17 protein-coding genes are annotated in these 16,778 nt (G+C 55.3%); 10 read left to right on the top strand and 7 right to left on the bottom strand.

Features of this window, described 5'->3' with window-relative positions; genetic code table 11:
* Positions 1-57 precede the first annotated feature (57 nt).
* Together EQG79_RS27105 and EQG79_RS27100 are read left to right on the top strand one after the other, a co-directional pair.
* The gene (locus EQG79_RS27105; RefSeq protein ID WP_129605873.1) at positions 58-1,500 is read left to right on the top strand and encodes an MBOAT family O-acyltransferase; all 1,443 of its coding nucleotides are present in this window, start codon (positions 58-60) and stop codon (positions 1,498-1,500) included.
* Between the two features lie 37 nt (positions 1,501-1,537).
* The gene (locus EQG79_RS27100) at positions 1,538-2,635 is read left to right on the top strand and encodes an alginate O-acetyltransferase AlgX-related protein (protein ID WP_077922387.1); all 1,098 of its coding nucleotides are present in this window, start codon (positions 1,538-1,540) and stop codon (positions 2,633-2,635) included.
* Between the two features lie 70 nt (positions 2,636-2,705).
* Here the strand turns inward: EQG79_RS27100 and EQG79_RS27095 are convergent, their stop codons facing one another.
* Complete coding sequence (locus tag EQG79_RS27095; RefSeq protein ID WP_129605871.1) at positions 2,706-4,376, bottom strand: GMC family oxidoreductase; 1,671 nt, start codon at positions 4,374-4,376, stop codon at positions 2,706-2,708.
* A gap of 238 nt (positions 4,377-4,614) precedes the next feature.
* Here EQG79_RS27095 and EQG79_RS27090 point away from each other — a divergent pair, with 238 nt between their 5' ends.
* On the top strand, positions 4,615-5,424 hold the full coding sequence (locus tag EQG79_RS27090) for an SMP-30/gluconolactonase/LRE family protein (protein ID WP_129605868.1): 810 nt from the start codon (positions 4,615-4,617) through the stop codon (positions 5,422-5,424).
* Between the two features lie 85 nt (positions 5,425-5,509).
* Here the strand turns inward: EQG79_RS27090 and EQG79_RS27085 are convergent, their stop codons facing one another.
* Together EQG79_RS27085 and EQG79_RS27080 are read right to left on the bottom strand one after the other, a co-directional pair.
* Positions 5,510-6,175, bottom strand: a complete 666-nt coding sequence (locus EQG79_RS27085) for a phosphatidylserine decarboxylase family protein (protein WP_129605865.1) — start codon at positions 6,173-6,175, stop codon at positions 5,510-5,512.
* A gap of 92 nt (positions 6,176-6,267) precedes the next feature.
* The gene (locus EQG79_RS27080) at positions 6,268-7,542 is read right to left on the bottom strand and encodes a Glu/Leu/Phe/Val family dehydrogenase (RefSeq protein WP_170315670.1); all 1,275 of its coding nucleotides are present in this window, start codon (positions 7,540-7,542) and stop codon (positions 6,268-6,270) included.
* Between the two features lie 330 nt (positions 7,543-7,872).
* Between EQG79_RS27080 and EQG79_RS27075 the strand changes: the two genes are divergently transcribed.
* The 5 genes from EQG79_RS27075 (at position 7,873) to EQG79_RS27055 (ending at position 10,842) form a co-directional block, all read left to right on the top strand.
* Positions 7,873-8,259: a TraR/DksA family transcriptional regulator gene (locus tag EQG79_RS27075; protein ID WP_077922391.1), complete on the top strand. Its 387-nt coding sequence runs from the start codon at positions 7,873-7,875 to the stop codon at positions 8,257-8,259.
* A 371-nt stretch (positions 8,260-8,630) separates the two neighbouring features.
* Positions 8,631-9,080, top strand: a complete 450-nt coding sequence (locus tag EQG79_RS27070) for a phage holin family protein (protein WP_077922392.1) — start codon at positions 8,631-8,633, stop codon at positions 9,078-9,080.
* 60 nt (positions 9,081-9,140) lie between these two features.
* Positions 9,141-9,674, top strand: a complete 534-nt coding sequence (locus tag EQG79_RS27065; RefSeq protein WP_129605859.1) for a hypothetical protein — start codon at positions 9,141-9,143, stop codon at positions 9,672-9,674.
* Entirely contained in the window at positions 9,592-10,401 is an 810-nt protein-coding gene (locus EQG79_RS27060) for a geranylgeranylglyceryl/heptaprenylglyceryl phosphate synthase (protein WP_077922394.1), read from the top strand. Before EQG79_RS27065 ends, EQG79_RS27060 begins: the two co-directional genes overlap by 83 nt.
* A gap of 3 nt (positions 10,402-10,404) precedes the next feature.
* The gene (locus EQG79_RS27055) at positions 10,405-10,842 is read left to right on the top strand and encodes an energy transducer TonB (protein WP_129605855.1); all 438 of its coding nucleotides are present in this window, start codon (positions 10,405-10,407) and stop codon (positions 10,840-10,842) included.
* Between the two features lie 31 nt (positions 10,843-10,873).
* Here EQG79_RS27055 and EQG79_RS27050 read toward each other — a convergent pair whose 3' ends face one another.
* From EQG79_RS27050 to EQG79_RS27040, 3 genes are all read right to left on the bottom strand, one after another.
* On the bottom strand, positions 10,874-11,800 hold the full coding sequence (locus EQG79_RS27050) for an AraC family transcriptional regulator (protein ID WP_077922396.1): 927 nt from the start codon (positions 11,798-11,800) through the stop codon (positions 10,874-10,876).
* 172 nt (positions 11,801-11,972) lie between these two features.
* Positions 11,973-13,142, bottom strand: a complete 1,170-nt coding sequence (locus EQG79_RS27045; protein ID WP_129605852.1) for an acyl-CoA dehydrogenase — start codon at positions 13,140-13,142, stop codon at positions 11,973-11,975.
* A gap of 89 nt (positions 13,143-13,231) precedes the next feature.
* Positions 13,232-13,726 carry a MaoC family dehydratase gene (locus EQG79_RS27040; protein WP_077922398.1) on the bottom strand — a complete coding sequence of 165 codons (495 nt, stop codon included), beginning with the start codon at positions 13,724-13,726 and terminating at the stop codon, positions 13,232-13,234.
* 73 nt (positions 13,727-13,799) lie between these two features.
* Between EQG79_RS27040 and EQG79_RS27035 the strand changes: the two genes are divergently transcribed.
* A complete protein-coding gene (locus tag EQG79_RS27035; RefSeq protein ID WP_129605848.1) occupies positions 13,800-14,600 on the top strand; it encodes an alpha/beta hydrolase in 801 nt (266 codons plus the stop codon).
* A gap of 255 nt (positions 14,601-14,855) precedes the next feature.
* On the opposite strand, the gene EQG79_RS27030 is transcribed toward EQG79_RS27035, so the two are convergent.
* Positions 14,856-15,527: a TVP38/TMEM64 family protein gene (locus EQG79_RS27030; protein WP_129605844.1), complete on the bottom strand. Its 672-nt coding sequence runs from the start codon at positions 15,525-15,527 to the stop codon at positions 14,856-14,858.
* 70 nt (positions 15,528-15,597) lie between these two features.
* Here EQG79_RS27030 and EQG79_RS27025 point away from each other — a divergent pair, with 70 nt between their 5' ends.
* The gene (locus EQG79_RS27025) at positions 15,598-16,737 is read left to right on the top strand and encodes a cystathionine gamma-synthase (protein WP_129605842.1); all 1,140 of its coding nucleotides are present in this window, start codon (positions 15,598-15,600) and stop codon (positions 16,735-16,737) included.
* Positions 16,738-16,778 lie beyond the last annotated feature (41 nt).

Genomic DNA, 16,778 nt, shown 5'->3' with positions numbered 1-16,778 from the left:
TAGTTTTGGCAAGACGCTACCCAATAGTCTACCTTTGCCACAAATTATATTCGCCTGATGCTGTTCAGTTCCGCGATTTTTCTGTTTCTGTACCTTCCTTTTTTCCTCATCGCCTATTACCTGACGCCCCGCCGTTGGAAAAATGCGTTGTTGTTTGGGGCTAGTCTGCTGTTCTACGCCTGGGGCGAAGGACCGGTGGTGCTGGTGTTGCTGGTGTCGGCGGCTATCAACTTTCTGGCTGGCCGACTCATCGAAGCCGGTAAACGCCGGACGGGGCTGCTGCTCTCCTTGGCAGGAAGCCTGTCGCTGCTGTTTTATTACAAGTACACCAACTTTCTGGTCGATTCGGCCCGGGGCTTTGCCGAAGCGTTGGCCATGCCGGTTTCGGACAGTCTCACCCTGGCTCAGATTGCGCTGCCGATCGGTATCAGCTTTTATACCTTTCAGGGTATTTCCTACACGCTCGATATTTACTGGGGTCGTATTCGGGCCAACCGCAGCTTTCTCGATTACGGCACCTACGTAGCCATGTTCCCGCACCAGATTGCGGGGCCCATCGTTCGCTATGCCGATATAGCCCCCGAGCTGACCGACCGCAGCGTGACGCTCGAAAAGTTCGGCGTCGGTGCCGAACGATTCATTATCGGACTAGCCAAGAAAGTGCTGCTGGCCAACACCTTCGCCAGCCTGGCCGACACCATCTTCAACGCCCCCCCCGACAGTTACCCGGCCGCCACGGCCTGGCTCGGTATCGTGGCCTATTCGCTACAGATTTACTTCGACTTTTCGGGTTATTCGGACATGGCCATCGGGCTCGGCAAGATGGTCGGTTTCGATTTCAAGGAGAACTTCAACTACCCCTACATTGCGCGCTCCATTCAGGATTTCTGGCGTCGCTGGCATATCTCGCTGTCGAGCTGGTTCCGCGATTACCTGTATATTCCGCTGGGCGGGAACCGGGGCAGTAAAGCCCGCACCTACCGCAACCTGCTGATCGTGTTCTTCGTGACGGGTTTGTGGCACGGCGCCAGCCTGAACTTCATTGTCTGGGGTCTGTACCATGGCCTTTTTCTGCTCATCGAGCGGGCCGGTCTGGCCCGGCGACTCGACCGCGCGCCGGCCCTGGTGGGTCATGTCTACACGCTGGCGGTGGTGCTGGTGGGCTGGGTCTTTTTCCGGGCCGCCGATCTGAACTCGGCCATGGCGTATCTGGGCAAGATGCTGGGGCTGGTACCGGCGGGCGAGTCGGTGGCTTATCCGCTCAGCTATTTCATCAACGCCGAGCTGCTGGTGTCGCTGGGGCTGGGGTTCATCCTGGCCACGCCGGTCTATCATAGTTTCCAGAACGTGTGGCGACGGCTGCTGACGCGGCTGGCTACGAACTGGGCGCGCCTGACCCTGGATACGGCCTATGTACTGGGACTGGTCAGTCTGTTCGTTATGGCGGTAGCCTACCTGGCTGCCAACACCTATAATCCATTTATTTATTTCAGGTTCTAGCCCATCTGCCGAGGCTCCAGGAACCGGTATCGCTCGTATGAACGCCCGTTTCAAACTACTTTGTTTTGTTTTTGCCGGCCTGCTGCTGCTCCCCACGCTCGATCAGCTGCTGGGGTTGTCTTCCCGCTTCAGCAGTACCGAAAACCGGGCTATCAGTGGTATCCCCCCGCTCAACTTTCCGCACGTCCGGAGTTTTGTGCGCCAGTTTGACCGCTATTACAAAGAGAATTTCGGCTGGCGGAATGCGCTGTTCTATGGTTACAGCCGCTGGAAACTGAACCTGCTGGGCCAGTCGCCCCTGCCCGAAAAAGTAGTTGTCGGCAAGAATGGCTGGTTTTTTCTCGGCAACAGCTATAACCGCGTGGTTGATCAGCACCGGGGCCTGCAGCCGCTCTCGCCCGACTCGGCCCGCTACATAGCCAGTCACCTCGCGCAGCGCCAGCAGGAACTGGCCCGACAGGGCATCCGGCTGTACGTACTCATCGCGCCCGACTCCCATTCGATTTACCCGGAAAACCTGCCCGATCACCTGCAACCCGCCCCCGGCCCTACCCGCCTGGACGTATTGCGGGAGGCCGTTTCGGCAACCAGCGTCCCCTTTATCGATATTCGCGATACGCTGCGGGCCGAGAAACGTCGGCACGTTGTGTATTACCAGACCGATACGCACTGGAACGACTACGGCACCCTGATTGGCAGCGCGGCTCTGCTCAACCGCATCCGGCAGGATCAGCCTACTCGCCCCCCTATTCTGCTGAGCGATTTTCGCATCGAGAAACAGCGCGGAGGAGGGGGCGATCTGGTAACGATGATGACGGTACAGAACGAGCGGAAAGACGAGGTCTTTTATTACATTCAACCGAACGCCAACCGGGTAGCCCGTCAGACGGCTACCGTACCGAACCCGGCGTCTGGTTTCCCGTCTACGCGCTTCACCGGGCCGGGCGTCGGTCGGTTACTGTTCATTGGCGACTCGTTCAGCCACAGCATGATGCCGTTTATGGCCGCTTATTTTCAGGAATCGTTTTTCGTGCGCGACAAAAAGCTGGACACCAGCCTCGTCAGCGCAGAGCGCCCCGACATCGTAGTCGTCGAAGTCGTGGAGCGCAACATCAGCAACCTGGCCACCCTGTAGAGACGCGATCGCACCGGCGCACCGGCCATCGCGTCTCATACGCACCAGCAGCCCACACGCGCCAGTCCCGCTACAGCCGATCTGTGGGCATCGCGGCCTTGGTATGGATTGCCGACAGCGCGTCGGGCTCGTATCCCAGGATCAGATCAGCCCCTTTCTCGGCAATCATAATCGTGGGTGCATTGGTATTACCCGACACAATAGTTGGCATAACCGACGCATCGATGACGCGCAGCCCGTCGATCCCCCGAACCTGAAGATCGGCGTCAACAACGGCCATCTCGTCGGTTCCCATTCGGCATGTACCCACCGGGTGATATACCGTTTCGAGCTGCTGCAGAATATGCGCCCAGATCACATCGTCTGAGCTGCCGGCCGTCGGATGTACCCGCTGCCGAAAAGGACCGAACGCATCGGCCTGTTTGATCTCCAGCGCCTGCCGAACGCCCTGGATCAGCACACGCCGGTCGTCTTCGTGGGTTAGGTAGTTCGGCTGAATCACGGGCGCGTCGAGCGGGTTAGCCGAACGCAGGCCGATATAGCCCCGGCTTTTGGGCAGCAGCAGCGTTGGCAGAACGATATACCCATCGGTGGTGGGCCAGGTCGACAGATCGTACATATCGGCCGTGTACGAATCGCCCATGTGTACGGGCGCAAAATGAAACTGCATATTAACCCGGTCCAGCGTCGGCTCAGTCCGGACAAACGCCACCGCTTCGAGCGGGCTGATGCTGAGCGGGCCCTTCTTCGACAGGAGCCAGGTTCCCAGCGCCTTGAGCTGGTTGAGCGGCTTGAGGTGAAAATTGGACGAAATGCCCCGCTGCGACGCCAGGCTGCTCACCCCCGTAAACAGGTGGTCCTGCAGGTTCTGCCCAACGCCGGGCAACTCTTTCTTCAGCGCTATACCCGACTGCCGCAGCGCGTCGGCCGGACCGATCCCCGACAGCATCAGTAGCTGGGGCGACTGATAAGCCCCGGCCGACAGAATAACCTCCTGCCGGGCCATTGCGGTCTGTGTCCTGTTTTTTCCCGTAATAAACTCGACACCCGTGGCGCGGTCGTTGGTAATCAACACCTGTTTTGTATGCGCTCTGGTGATAACCGTGAGGTTAGGCCGGCTCATTACAGGTTTCAGAAACGCCGTTGCGGCACTGTGGCGCTTCCCATTTTTGATCGTAAACTGCATCAGGCCCGCTCCTTCCTGCTCAGCCCCATTGCAGTCGGGATTGGCCCGAATGCCGACCTGCCCGCAGGCGTCTACGAATGCCCGGGCCAGCGGGGTCTGAAAGCCGGTCGCAAAGGTGACATTGAGGGGACCATGCGCGCCGTGATACCGCTCGTCGAGCTGATCGATCTGTTCATTGAATTCGGAGCGGATGAAATACGGCAGCACGTTTTCATAGGCCCAGCCCGTATTGCCCAGTGCTGCCCAGTCGTCGTAATCGCGTCGGTTGCCCCGCACGTAGGCCATGGCGTTGGTCGATGAGCAGCCACCCAGGGTTTTCCCGCGAGGCTGGTACATGCGCCGTCCGTTCAGCGCTGGCTGAGGTTCGGTCCAGAAACCCCAGTCAACGTCGGTACCGTGCAGTTTCGAGTACGCGGCCGGTACCTGCAACTCAAATTTAGTATCGGGCCCGCCAGCCTCCAGCAGCAGCACCGATACCGTCGGGTCGGCCGATAGCCGATTAGCCAGCACGCAGCCTGCCGAACCGGCTCCTACAATGATATAGTCGTATGTCATGGCAAGAAATTCTTCGTGATACCATAAAGATACAAGTATTTCAACGAATAATCCAGACAGGATCTGCCCTTATCCGGTGAATACGGTTTGGCGAAGAAGGGTTACTTACTTATTGGTCTATCAAATAAATAGAATATGAAAACAAAATAGCAGCCTGCGTATTATATGAACATTGTCTATACCAGACACCGACGCTATTGGGTCGGTTACACTTTACTCATACTCAACAACCGATGACATGGACAGTGTACGAGTATTAGCAACAGGATTACGGTTTCCGGAAGGGCCCACTTTCGACGATTCGGGATGTCTCTGGTGCGTAGAACAGGAAGGTGAAGGGTTGTTTTGCCGTGATAAAGACGGAAGTACAATGCGTGTTCATACCGGCGGGCGCCCCAACGGCGCCGTTTTCCGGGATGGTTTCATCTGGTTCTGTGATTCCGGTCAGCAGGCCATCCGACGAATGAACGTCGACACCAAAAAAATCGATACCGCCTTGAGCGAGCTTGACGGAAAGCCGCTCAACATGCCCAACGATCTGCTGTTCGACACGCAGGGCAATCTGATTTTCTCCTGCCCGGGTCCGCCAGACGATGAGCAGCTTGGTTATGTGGCGGTGCTGGACCCCAGAGGTCATGCTGAAGTAATAACCGACGGGCTGATGTACCCCAACGGGCTGGCGCTGCTCAACACCAGCGTACCTACCCTGCTCATTGCCGAAACCCACCGCCACCGCATCTGGAGCGGCTTCTGGGACCCTATCGGCCTAAGCTGGGAAACTATCCGGGTGTGGACCGTCGTTACGGAGGCCCCCGCTGGCGAACCGATTCCCGGTCCAGATGGTATGACCCTGGGGCCCGACGGGTTCATCTATACGGCCGTGTTCGGCGCGGGACTTATCCGGGTCTTTTCGTCCGAAGGCGAGTTTGTTCGCGATCTCCATTTGCCCGGCGCTAACCCAACTAACTGCACCTTCGACCCCTCGGGCGAGCTGGGCCTGATCGTGACTGAAAGCGAGCGGGGCGAGTTACTCAGCGTACAGGTCTGATAACACAAAACAGGGTCAGCAGAAAGAGAAACCCGGTATGGCTTTCCCGCTTCTGCTGACCCTGCTTTGCTTACCCTCTGTATTTTTAGTCCTTCAATTCTGCCAGAACGGTAACGCCCCCTTTGGTACGTTCGCCAATGTTGACTTTAATATCAGCATCGAGCGGCAGAAACACATCCACCCGCGATCCGAATTTGATAAAGCCCATCTCCTGGCCCTGCTCAACGGGCTGACCTTCTTTTACGTACCACCGGATACGACGGGCCACCGCACCGGCAATCTGCCGAAACAGCACCTCGACGCCGTTTTTAGCCTGAATGACAATAGTTGTCCGTTCGTTTTCCGTACTGGATTTCGGATGCCAGGCGACCAGGTATTTACCAGGATAGTATTTAAAGTACCGCACAACACCCGACACCGGATTCCGGTTGACGTGTACGTTCAGGGGCGACATAAAAATGGAAATCTGCCGCCGACGCTCCTTGAAATACTCGCTTTCTTCGGTTTCCTCGATAACGACGATTGTCCCATCGGCCGGAGCGATGATCTGGGCGTCGTGCAGCGTCAGCGCGCGGTTAGGTACCCGGAAGAACTGAACAATCAGCCCAAAGAGGATGAGGCTGGCTACCGCCAGCAGCACGATAGCCAGGCTATTGTCAGAAAACAAATAAAAGTAAGCTAGCAAATTCAGAGCCAGCAAAACCAGCCCCGTTGTCAGCATTATGGTGTACCCTTCCCGGTGTAAACGCATCGTTAACGTGTGTAATGTATACTGAATAATGGGTCAGCCCCCTGTGAGAACGGGCAAAATTAGGCATTATGCCGTATACATGCTGTTCCGAATTAATATCCTCCCCGGAACTTGTAGGTGCTCGCCACTTTATCGATGGCTACGATGTAGGCGGCCAGCCGCATAGGCACCTGGTATTTCTGCGACGTTTCGAACACCCGGTCAAAGGCATCTTTCATGACGCGGTCGGCCCGGCGGTTGATGCGGTCGAGGGTCCATTTGTAGCCGATGCGGTTCTGTACCCATTCAAAGTAGGATACCGTTACGCCCCCGGCATTGGCCAGAATATCGGGCACTACCAGAATACCCTTGCTATTGATGATCTCGTCGGCCGAAGCAGAGGTTGGGCCGTTGGCGCCCTCCACGATCATTTTGGCCTGAATCGACCCGGCATTATCGTCGGTGATGACGTCTTCTTTAGCGGCCGGCACCAGGACATCGACAGGCAGTGAGAGCAATTCTTCGTTGGTGATCTTTTCGGCTCCGCTGAATCCGTCGAGCGTACCCTTGTTGGCATTGCGGTACGTCACAGCCGCCGTAATGTCGATACCCGACGCGTTATAATAGCCGCCCGAAATATCGCTGACAGCCACCACCGTAACGCCACGCTCGTGGAGCAGTTCGGCCGCAAACGAGCCTACGTTCCCGAAACCCTGGATGGCGGCCGTTGTCCGGTAGGGATTCATCCGCAGCTTATCCATGGCCGACAGCGCAGCCACGGTAACCCCGCGGCCCGTTGCTTCGGTGCGCCCCAGCGAGCCGCCCAGTACGAGTGGCTTACCCGTTACGACGCTGTTGACGGTCATGCCTTTGGCTTTCGAGTATTCGTCCACAATCCAGGCCATTTCGCGGGGGCCGGTACCCATGTCGGGCGCCGGAATGTCGCGGTCGGGTCCGATTACGTCGAGCATCGCCACGGTATACTGTCGGATCAGGCGTTCGATCTCCCCCGCCGACATCTCGCGGGGGTTGCAGGCGATACCGCCCTTGGCCCCGCCATAAGGAATGTCAACAACGGCGCATTTCCAGGTCATCCAGGCCGCCAGCGCCCGCACCTCATCGAGGTGAACGCCGGGGTCGAGCCGGATCCCACCCTTGGCCGGGCCGAGGATGTTGGAGTGAATAACGCGGTACCCTTCAAACACTTTGATGCTCCCGTTATCCATCGTAACGGGCAGCCCAACAATGACCTGACGGGCAGGTACTTTAAGAATATCGTACATCTCGTCTGATATACCCAGCATTCGCGCGGCAGCGTCGAAGCGGGACATCATGGACTCCAGTGGATTCTCTTTATCTTTTATCGGTGCTGGTTCAATATATGCCATGGCCATGCGGTTCATTCTGTCTTTAAACGAAAAATACAATGAAGTGTCCCGCAAACTTAATAAATAGGCAATTACATTATCAAAAGTATATTTTTTCTCAGATTAATCTAAAAATCGCATTCCACATAAATAGGTTCGTTCTTGAATAGCGACCAAATTCTTTTTTAATGAACGCAAACACCACCAAAGATTCATTTGAATTTTTGTCAATTCTCAGTTTACTAATTTTCCAAAAAAACGACCGTAATCTAAGTCGCATATTGAAAAAACGGCCGTAAACCGTTAATTTTGCAGTCAGTTGCACGTGCCCCATCTAACATAGTCCTTACTATGGTTCAAGAAGAGAAAAAACGATATTCGGAAGAAGACCTGAAAGAGTTTGAGGAACTCATCGGTCAGAAGCTGGACGCCACCCGTAGCGAGTTGAATTACATCAAGGAAACGCTCAGTAAACGGAACGACAGCGGCACCGACAATACATCTGGCAACTCAAAACTGCTTGAAGATGGTGCTGACACCAGCGAACGCGAAAACCTCAGCCAGCTGGCCGCCCGCTTGCAGAAATTCATCCAGCAGCTCGAAGCCGCTATGGTCCGCATCAAAAACGGCACGTATGGTATCTGTAAAGACACGGGCAAGCTGATTCCTAAAGAGCGGCTGCGGGCCGTTCCGCACACACAACAGACGATCGAAGCCAAACTACGGCAATCGAACTAACGGCTTAGTTGCCGATACGACGTTTCCTGTCATTCGCATCAACGATTTTAACGCAAACAGCCCAGGAGGTGAACTTCCTGGGCTGTTTGCGTTTATGGCTGGACGTATGAAGACCAGCCAGAGTGGGTATTTTTCTACAATCCTGTGTCCATTTGGCAACCCCGTCTGCCAGCCCGCAATTTAACCCCGGCCCGCCCAGCATGCAGCGAGCCGGGTTCCTTTAGCACCTGCCTCCGAAAATCACCCCCTCTTCCGGCAAATAAAGCCCCTTCGTAACCACATACACAGTTGAGCGCTCAGACCCTCTGTTTTTTGAACAAAATGGACGCTTTTTTGTAGATACCCCATAGTGAAAACTAATAAACAAGATCATGCTGGAGCGCTTAGAGGAAATTCGGGAGAATATATTCCGCTACCTGGAAGCTCGTATTGAGTTATTTACACTTGAAACGCGCAGTAAAGTAGAGGAGGGAGTTGTAGTGGGTATTCATGGCATCGTACTAGCCCTGCTGGCCACTATGACAACCATCTTTTTGTTCAGTCTGCTGGCGGCTTACCTCAACGAGGTTACCAACAGCCGGTACCTTGGCTTTCTGATCGTTGCCGGCTTCTTTCTGCTGATGACCATCATCTGGCTGGCCGCTAAAGACTTTTTTAAGTCGAAAATCCGGGTGGCTGCCTATAGCGCTATCAAGAAAAGCCAGGAGAAAAAGCAAGAAGAAAAGTCAGAAGCGGTTGAAGAACTGATGGCGCAGACCCGCACGGCGATTGGCGGTGGCGGTAGCCTTGGCGAAAACCAGTCGTCACCACGAGCCTACTGACAGGCAGGCGGTTAGCCTGTTGTTTTTTACAGATCAATACAATAACTCAAGCGTAAACTAATGGAAGATCCCAAAGTACCATTTGCCGACACAACCGCCCGCCGGGCACAACTGATGGCTGCTACCGAGCGGTTCAAAGATTCGATCACCGATAGCGTTGATTCTATCAAAGGCGACGCGACCGAGCTGGGCCGGACAGCTGCATTTGTTGCAGGTGCCGCTTTAGCCGTATATTTGGTTGTTAATGCGGTACTGCCTAAGTCGGATGAATACCGGTATGCCGAGAAATACGGTGAGCCTGAAGATCGCGATTATGACGATGAGGACGATTCATACGACGAGGATTTGGAGGCAGCTGCGCCGTCAACGCGGAAGGCAGTAAAAAAACACGCAAAAGAAACGCAAAAAGCAGCGGCCGCAAGCGGATTGATCGGAGGTCTGGTAACGTCGGTACTGACCAACATTGCCCGCGAGCAGTTAATGGGTTTTTTAGCCCGCATCCGTCAGAATAATGCCATCAACCCCACCGCCGATCCAACGCAGTACCACGAAAAGGCAACCAGTCAGCCTGCTAGATACACTTCGGCGTCATAAAACGTCGGGACAAAAGTCGCTGGCCGTCCTGCTCGACCCCGATAAGGTCGAGCAGGACGCGCTTATAGCCTTGCTCCAGCGCGCGAACACTCATCCTATCGATTTCTTTCTGGTTGGGGGCAGTCTGGTAACCGATTACCGACATGCCGAAGTGATTAGCACCTTGCGGGCTTACTCGCCTGTTCCGGTGGTGCTGTTTCCGGGCAACTCGCTGCATATCGAGCCCACCGCCGACGCCATCCTGTTTCTCTCGCTCATCTCCGGGCGTAATCCCGAATTTCTGATCGGTCAGCACGTCATTGCAGCCCCACTGCTCAAAAAGAGTGGCCTCGAAGTACTGCCAACGGGCTACATGCTGGTCGACAGTGGGGCACAGACCACGGTTTCCTACATCAGCGGTACCATGCCGCTTCCTGCCGATAAACCCAGTGTGGCTGCCTGTACGGCTATGGCCGGCGAGATGCTGGGGCTTCAACTGATGTATCTGGACGCGGGTAGTGGCGCCCGCCGGCCCGTCTCGCCCGATATGATTGCGGCCGTTCGGTCCGTCGTCGACGTGCCGATTATTGTGGGAGGAGGTATCAACTCGGGCGAGAAAGCCTATAACGCTCTCAAAGCCGGGGCTGATCTGATCGTTGTCGGCAACGGCATCGAACAGGACCCCGACCTGTTACCTCAGCTGTCGGCGGTTGTGCGGGAAATTAATCAGTCGGTCTTACAAGCTTAATATATGAGAGCCATTCTGAAAGCTACGCTGTGTCTGCTGGGCACCGTTGTTTTGAGCCAGTCACCCATGTCTATCGTCCGGGCGCAGCAGTCGACCGGGAAGGTGTATACCGTAGCCGAACGCCAGCCCGAATTTCCGGGGGGTAAAGCCGCCCTCAGCCGGTATCTGGCTACGAACATCAAGTTTCCGGGGTCGCTAATGCGGCAAAACGCCAACACGGGGCCGGTAGCCGCCAAATTCATCGTCGACGTTGACGGCTCGGTCCACGACGTACGGATTACGACCAAGCCGCTTACCCGGGAGAACAAGAAAGGCATGCAGGAGTTCATGGCGGCTATCGTTACGGCCGTCGAAAAAATGCCCCGCTGGCGACCCGGCGAAGTGGGCGGCCGACCGGTGGCGGTTTTTTACACCCTGCCCATCGAGGTAAACATGCAATGAAAAAGGCGGGCTTTGCGGCCCGCCTTTTTTGTTATACGTTCATCAGCGACTCCCGACGGCGCATCTTACCGGCCGGAATCCCGAACATCATCTTGAACCGGCGGCAGAAGTAAGCCGTGTCTTTGTAACCGACCTCGGCGCCGATGGCCCGAATGCTCTTCTTGCTGGTCCGGAGCAGGCCTACCGCCGACTCCATGCGCTGGTATTCGATGTAATCCTGCGGGTTGATGCCCGTAAGCATCTTGAAGTATTGACCAACGTAATCTTCTGATACGTTAGCTACGTTAGCGAGGACCTTGTTCGAGAGGTCGCCACCGAGGTTGTCTTTTATGTAGGCAAAGATATCGATCAGGCGGGGGTCCTTGAAGTAGGTGCTGTTGGTAACCAGCTGCTCAACGAACAGGCGGTTTTTGAGGATGTACCGAACCACTTCGATTACGATCTCCTCCGTCTTTATCTTGATGATCCGCCCCTTGCCGGCCAGATCGGTCATGTCTTCGGCCAGAATCTGGTTGATGGTATTGGCCAGATGATCTTCGCGTTTGATGATGAACGGCGGCACGTCGAGCGAGTTGAAGAAGTTGACCGAGTCAAACACTTTTGCTTCAAACGACACGTAACCGAACGAGTTGGGCAGGTGCCCAATCAGCTTGGGATCATGATTTCCTTCGAAATACATCTCCCGGTGGGTCATAAACTCTTCGTTCGATACCGATTTGGGATTCGACGGATCGCCGTAGGTGACGGTGACGTGTTTTCCTCCCGGAATAAACAGCATATCCCCGGCTTCGACCTTTGTCTTCTCATCGCCAATGCATACATCACCATTGTATAAAATCAATAGCGTGTTCTCAACATCGTAAAAATTCTTGATGGTGATGGGCTGTAAAATCCGGATGTTGCGGGCCTTGATAAACTTTACGCCCAACGACTCGATAATTTTATTATAGTCTTCCATAGTTGAAAGGGGGGTGCGTGCCGATTCTTATTTCGCGTAAATTTGCACAAAACTAATAATTTGTACAAAACTAATACAAGTATAAAAGTTTCCGGATGATAAAAAAAAAATGCGTATTCGATATGAACACGCATTTTAAGTACGGAATAATTCTATTTAACCGGCCGAAAAGCTACCGGATGAGCTCCCGGGCAATCACTAATTTTTGGATTTCCGACGTACCCTCGTAGATCTGCGTGATTTTAGCGTCGCGCATGAGCCGCTCAACGTGAAACTCTTTCACGTAGCCGTAGCCCCCGTGAATCTGTACGGCTTCGGTAGTTGCCCACATGGCCACATCAGAGGCAAACAGCTTGGCCATGGCAGCGGCCTGAACGTAATCTTTACGCTCGTCTTTGAGCCGCGCGGCTTTGTAAACCAGCAGCCGGGCCGCTTCGATCTTCGTGGCCATCTCAGCCAGCTTGAACTGAATGGCCTGATGATCAAATATTTGCTTGCCAAATGCCCGGCGCTCCTGGCTGTATTTGAGAGCCAGTTCGTAAGCACCTGCCGCAATACCCAGCGCCTGGGCCGCAATACCGATCCGGCCGCCGTTGAGGGTTGACATAGCAAATTTAAAGCCGAAGCCATCTTCGCCAATCCGATCTTCCTTGGGCACTTTTACGTCGGTGAACAGTAGCGAGTGCGTATCAGACGCGCGGATGCCCATTTTATCTTCCTTTTTGCCGACTACGAAGCCCGGCGCTCCTTTCTCGACGATGAGGCAGTTGATGCCTTTATGTTTCTTTTCGCGGTCGGTCTGGGCAATTACCAGGCAGATACCGGACGAGTTACCGTTGGTGATCCAGTTCTTGGTACCGTTCAGCAAATAATAGTCACCCATATCCTCGGCGGTTGTCTGCTGGGAGGTGGCGTCAGAGCCGGCTTCGGGCTCCGACAGGCAGAACGCGCCAACGGTTTCGCCGGAGGTGAGTCGGGTCAGATACTTCTGTTTCTGCTCTTCGGTACCATAGGCTTCGAGGCCGTAGCAGACCAGTGAGTTGTTGACCGATACGATAACCGAGGCCGATGCATCGACTTTGGACAGTTCTTCCATCGCGATCACGTACGAGACCGTATCCATGCCGCCCCCGCCGTAATCGGGCGAAGCCATCATACCCAGAAAGCCCAGCTCACCCATGCGCCGGATCAGCTCGGTCGGAAATTTCTGCTCGTTATCGCGCTCGATGACGCCCGGCAGCAATTCACTTTGGGCAAAATCGCGGGCGGCTTCCTGTACGGCGAGGTGTTCTTCCGTTAAATTAAAATTCAATCCCTGTAACTCCAGCATTGCCGTTGCCATCTGAATTGTGCGTTTCGTGTTTGTTGATTTTGGTGTAAAGGTATATAATTTGCCGTACAAATAGTATGCTTGCATACTACTCTACAACCTTACTGCTCTATCAGTAACGTAATCAGCTCAGCCACGCAGGCGGGCTTATGTTCTCCTTCTACTTCGAAGACACATTCTACGATGGCCCGAACGGCCGGTACTTCTCCGGGGTCCGAATTCGTTTGCGTGCTTCGCTGATCGGGTTCGGCATGGTGGAGCCAGGCTTTCATACGCAGCCGGCTCCCAACCGGAACGGCATTGGTAAACCGGATCTTGTTAGCCCCGTAGTTGATGCCCATTTTCACCGACTCGACCCGGTAGATTTCGGCCATCAGCTTCGGCGCCAGCGAAAGCGTCAGAAACCCGTGCGCAATGGAGGTTTTGTACGGCGATTCGCGGGCCGCCCGCTCAGGGTCGGTATGAATCCACTGCTGGTCGCCGGTAGCCTGGGCAAACTGGTCGACCATATCCTGGGTAATGGTCATGTACTCGGTTTCGCCGAGCGACTGGCCGGCATGGGCCGAAAATTCAGCTAGGTTGGCAAATAAGCGCATAAGAAATGAGGCTAATGACTGGTTAGTTAGTGAACGGACACCCTTTGTGGCGTCATCAGTTACCTTTGTATGTATGCCCCACGCTACCCGCATCCAGTTTTTCGACGTACAGGACACTCGAATCGCGTTTCGGGTGTTTGGCAGCGGCCCGGCGGTCCTGCTCGCGTTTCACGGGTTTGGGCAAAGTAGTGTCGTTTTTGAGCACCTGCAACGGGCTATTGGCAGCCGCTTCACGGTGTTTGCGATCGATTTGTTCTTACACGGACAAAGCCTGCATACCGGCAACCCACTACTAACCAAAACCAGTTGGCAAAGGTTACTCGACGCGTTTCTGGAAACGCACGGTATCGAGCGGTTTTCGCTGATGGGGTTTAGCCTGGGCGGTCGGTTTGCCCTGGCCACCACCGAAGCCTTTGCCAGCCGGGTCGATGAGCTACTACTGATTGCGCCCGATGGTATTACCCGCAGTTTCTGGTACCAGCTGGCCACCAGCACCCGCGCCGGTCGTGCGCTGTTCCGCTACATGCTTCACCATTTGCCTATCCTGACCGATGTGGGCCATACGCTGGTGCAGCTGGGCCTGCTGAACCGCACGGCCATGCGGTTTGCCGAACTGTCGCTCAGTACGCCCGCGCAGCGCGACCTGGTTTACCGGAGCTGGACCCAGTTTCGGCTCATCAGTCCCCGAATTCCGGCCATAGCGCAGTTGCTTAACACGCATCCGGTGCGGGTTCGGTTGTTTGCGGGGGCGTTTGATCGGATCGTTCCGGGTCGCTATCTGCTCCCGCTCACCGACCGGCTTCACCGGTTTGAACTGACCGTTTTCCGAACCGGCCATAACCATCTCATCGAGCTAACCGCCGAGCGGGTGTAACCAACCGCGTTCCGTTAACGACCCGACTGGTCGTTCAGCCACCTGCTACTGGTTGGGTAAGTTGATTATTGCATCACCGTGGTGCGTGTCCTGGTGCGGACACGCAGTCGGACCATCTGACCGGATGGTATTGCTGACGCAGAGGTGGTCCGTGAGGACACGGACCACGGTGACCGACACCGACCCACCAACCACCATGACAACCACACCATCCGGACGAAACACGGTGAGTGAACGGATGAATGCGGGCTAAGCTTAGGCCAGCGCCCGGCGCAGGACTTGCCAGAGGCCAGCGATGGAGACCAGGATCAGTGCGGCAATGATGACCTCTCCCCACAGGCTTTGATTCGGGTTGTCGAGCAGGGCCCGGATTTCGTGGGCTTCGCGGCCCGACCAGACAGCCAGCAGCGTTCGGGGCGTCATACCCAGAAAACCGCCCAGCAAAATATTCCGGAGCCGGGCACCCGACAAGGCAAAAAGCAGGTTGGTCAGTCCGAACGGAAGAATGGGCGATAACTTGGCGAAGAAAATCACCTCCAGCTCTTTATCCAGAATACGATCCAGCACCGACTGCGCTTTGGGGTTTCGGCGCAGGAACCGGATAAACCGGTCATGATCGATCCAGTGAACGAGCTGGTTGATGAATAGAATACCGCCCAGATTGACTACAAAAATCGGTAATACCGCCTGCCACCCCAGAAAATAACCGAACAGCAGCGCCAGCATGGTTGGTGGCGTAAGGGCAGCCGATGTAAGCGAAAAAAGCAGCGTAAGTCCCGCCCACTGCCAGGCGGTCAGACCGGCGATGTAGGATTCATACACAACGGCATAATAACTGAGCACCGACGTAAACACGATGGGCGTTACCGACATCAGTACCCCTGCCAGCGCAGGACCGGTGATTTTTTGGAGGATGGCTTGCTTCACTATACAGGGTTAACGACCAGGGGGTAGGTTTTGTGTACAATCGACCTAAAGTCTGTATTACCTTCGCCCTATGAACTTCGCAACCAAAGCCATACATGCCGGTATTGAGCCGGACCCGACAACGGGCGCTATCATGACGCCCATCTACCAGACGTCGACCTATGTGCAGGAGTCGCCCGGTAAACACAAAGGCTACGAATACGCCCGGACCCAGAACCCCACCCGAACGGTGCTGCAAAATAACCTCGCAGCCCTCGAAAACGGCAAACATGGCATCTGTTATGCCTCAGGTCTGGGCGCTACCGACGCCATCCTGAAATTATTCCGCCCCGGCGACGAAATCATTGCCAGCAACGACCTCTACGGCGGCACCTACCGCATCATGGTGCGGGTCTACCAGGAGTTTGGGCTAAAATTTTCGTTCGTCAACCTGGCCGACCCCGCAGCCCTCGAAGCGGCTATTACGCCCGCCACCAAAATGGTGTGGATCGAAACGCCAACCAACCCGCTGCTGCGCCTGGTCGATATTGCCGCCGTTGCAACCCTGACCCGGGCCCGCGGCATCCGGCTGGTGGTCGACAATACGTTTGCATCGCCCTATCTGCAAAACCCGCTCGATCTGGGTGCCGATATCGTGGTGCATTCTGTCACCAAATACCTCGGCGGCCACTCCGATACGGTTATGGGGGCTATTGTCCTGAACGATGACGACACAGCTCAGCAACTGGCGTTTATCCAGAATGCCTGCGGAGCGGTGCCGGGCCCGCAGGATTGCTTCCTGGTGCTGCGGGGCATCAAAACCCTGCACGTACGGATGCAGCGCCACTGCGAAAATGCCCAGCGCGTTGCCGAATACCTGCAGCAGCATCCGAAAGTTAGCCGCGTCCACTACCCCGGTCTGCCCGATCACCCCGGCCATGAGCTGGCCAAACGACAGATGCGCGGCTTTGGCGGTATGCTTTCGTTCGAGCTGGCCGGCGACCGGATGGATGAGGCAGTTCACGTCATGGAAAGTTTCGGGGTCTTTTCGCTGGGCGAATCGCTGGGGGGCGTGGAGTCGTTATGTACGCATCCGGCCAGCATGACCCATGCCAGTATCCCGAAAGAAGAGCGCGAAAAAAACGGGCTGAAAGACACGCTTATTCGACTAAGCGTTGGCATCGAAGACGTTGACGATCTGATTCAAGATCTGGCGCAGGCTATTGGATAGCAATTATATAGGCTTAATGCGTACTTTAGATGCCTGATTAT

The organism is Spirosoma sordidisoli (assembly GCF_004138325.1).
Lineage (GTDB): Bacteria > Bacteroidota > Bacteroidia > Cytophagales > Spirosomataceae > Spirosoma > Spirosoma sordidisoli.
This window is presented reverse-complemented; position numbering and strand designations above follow the sequence as displayed.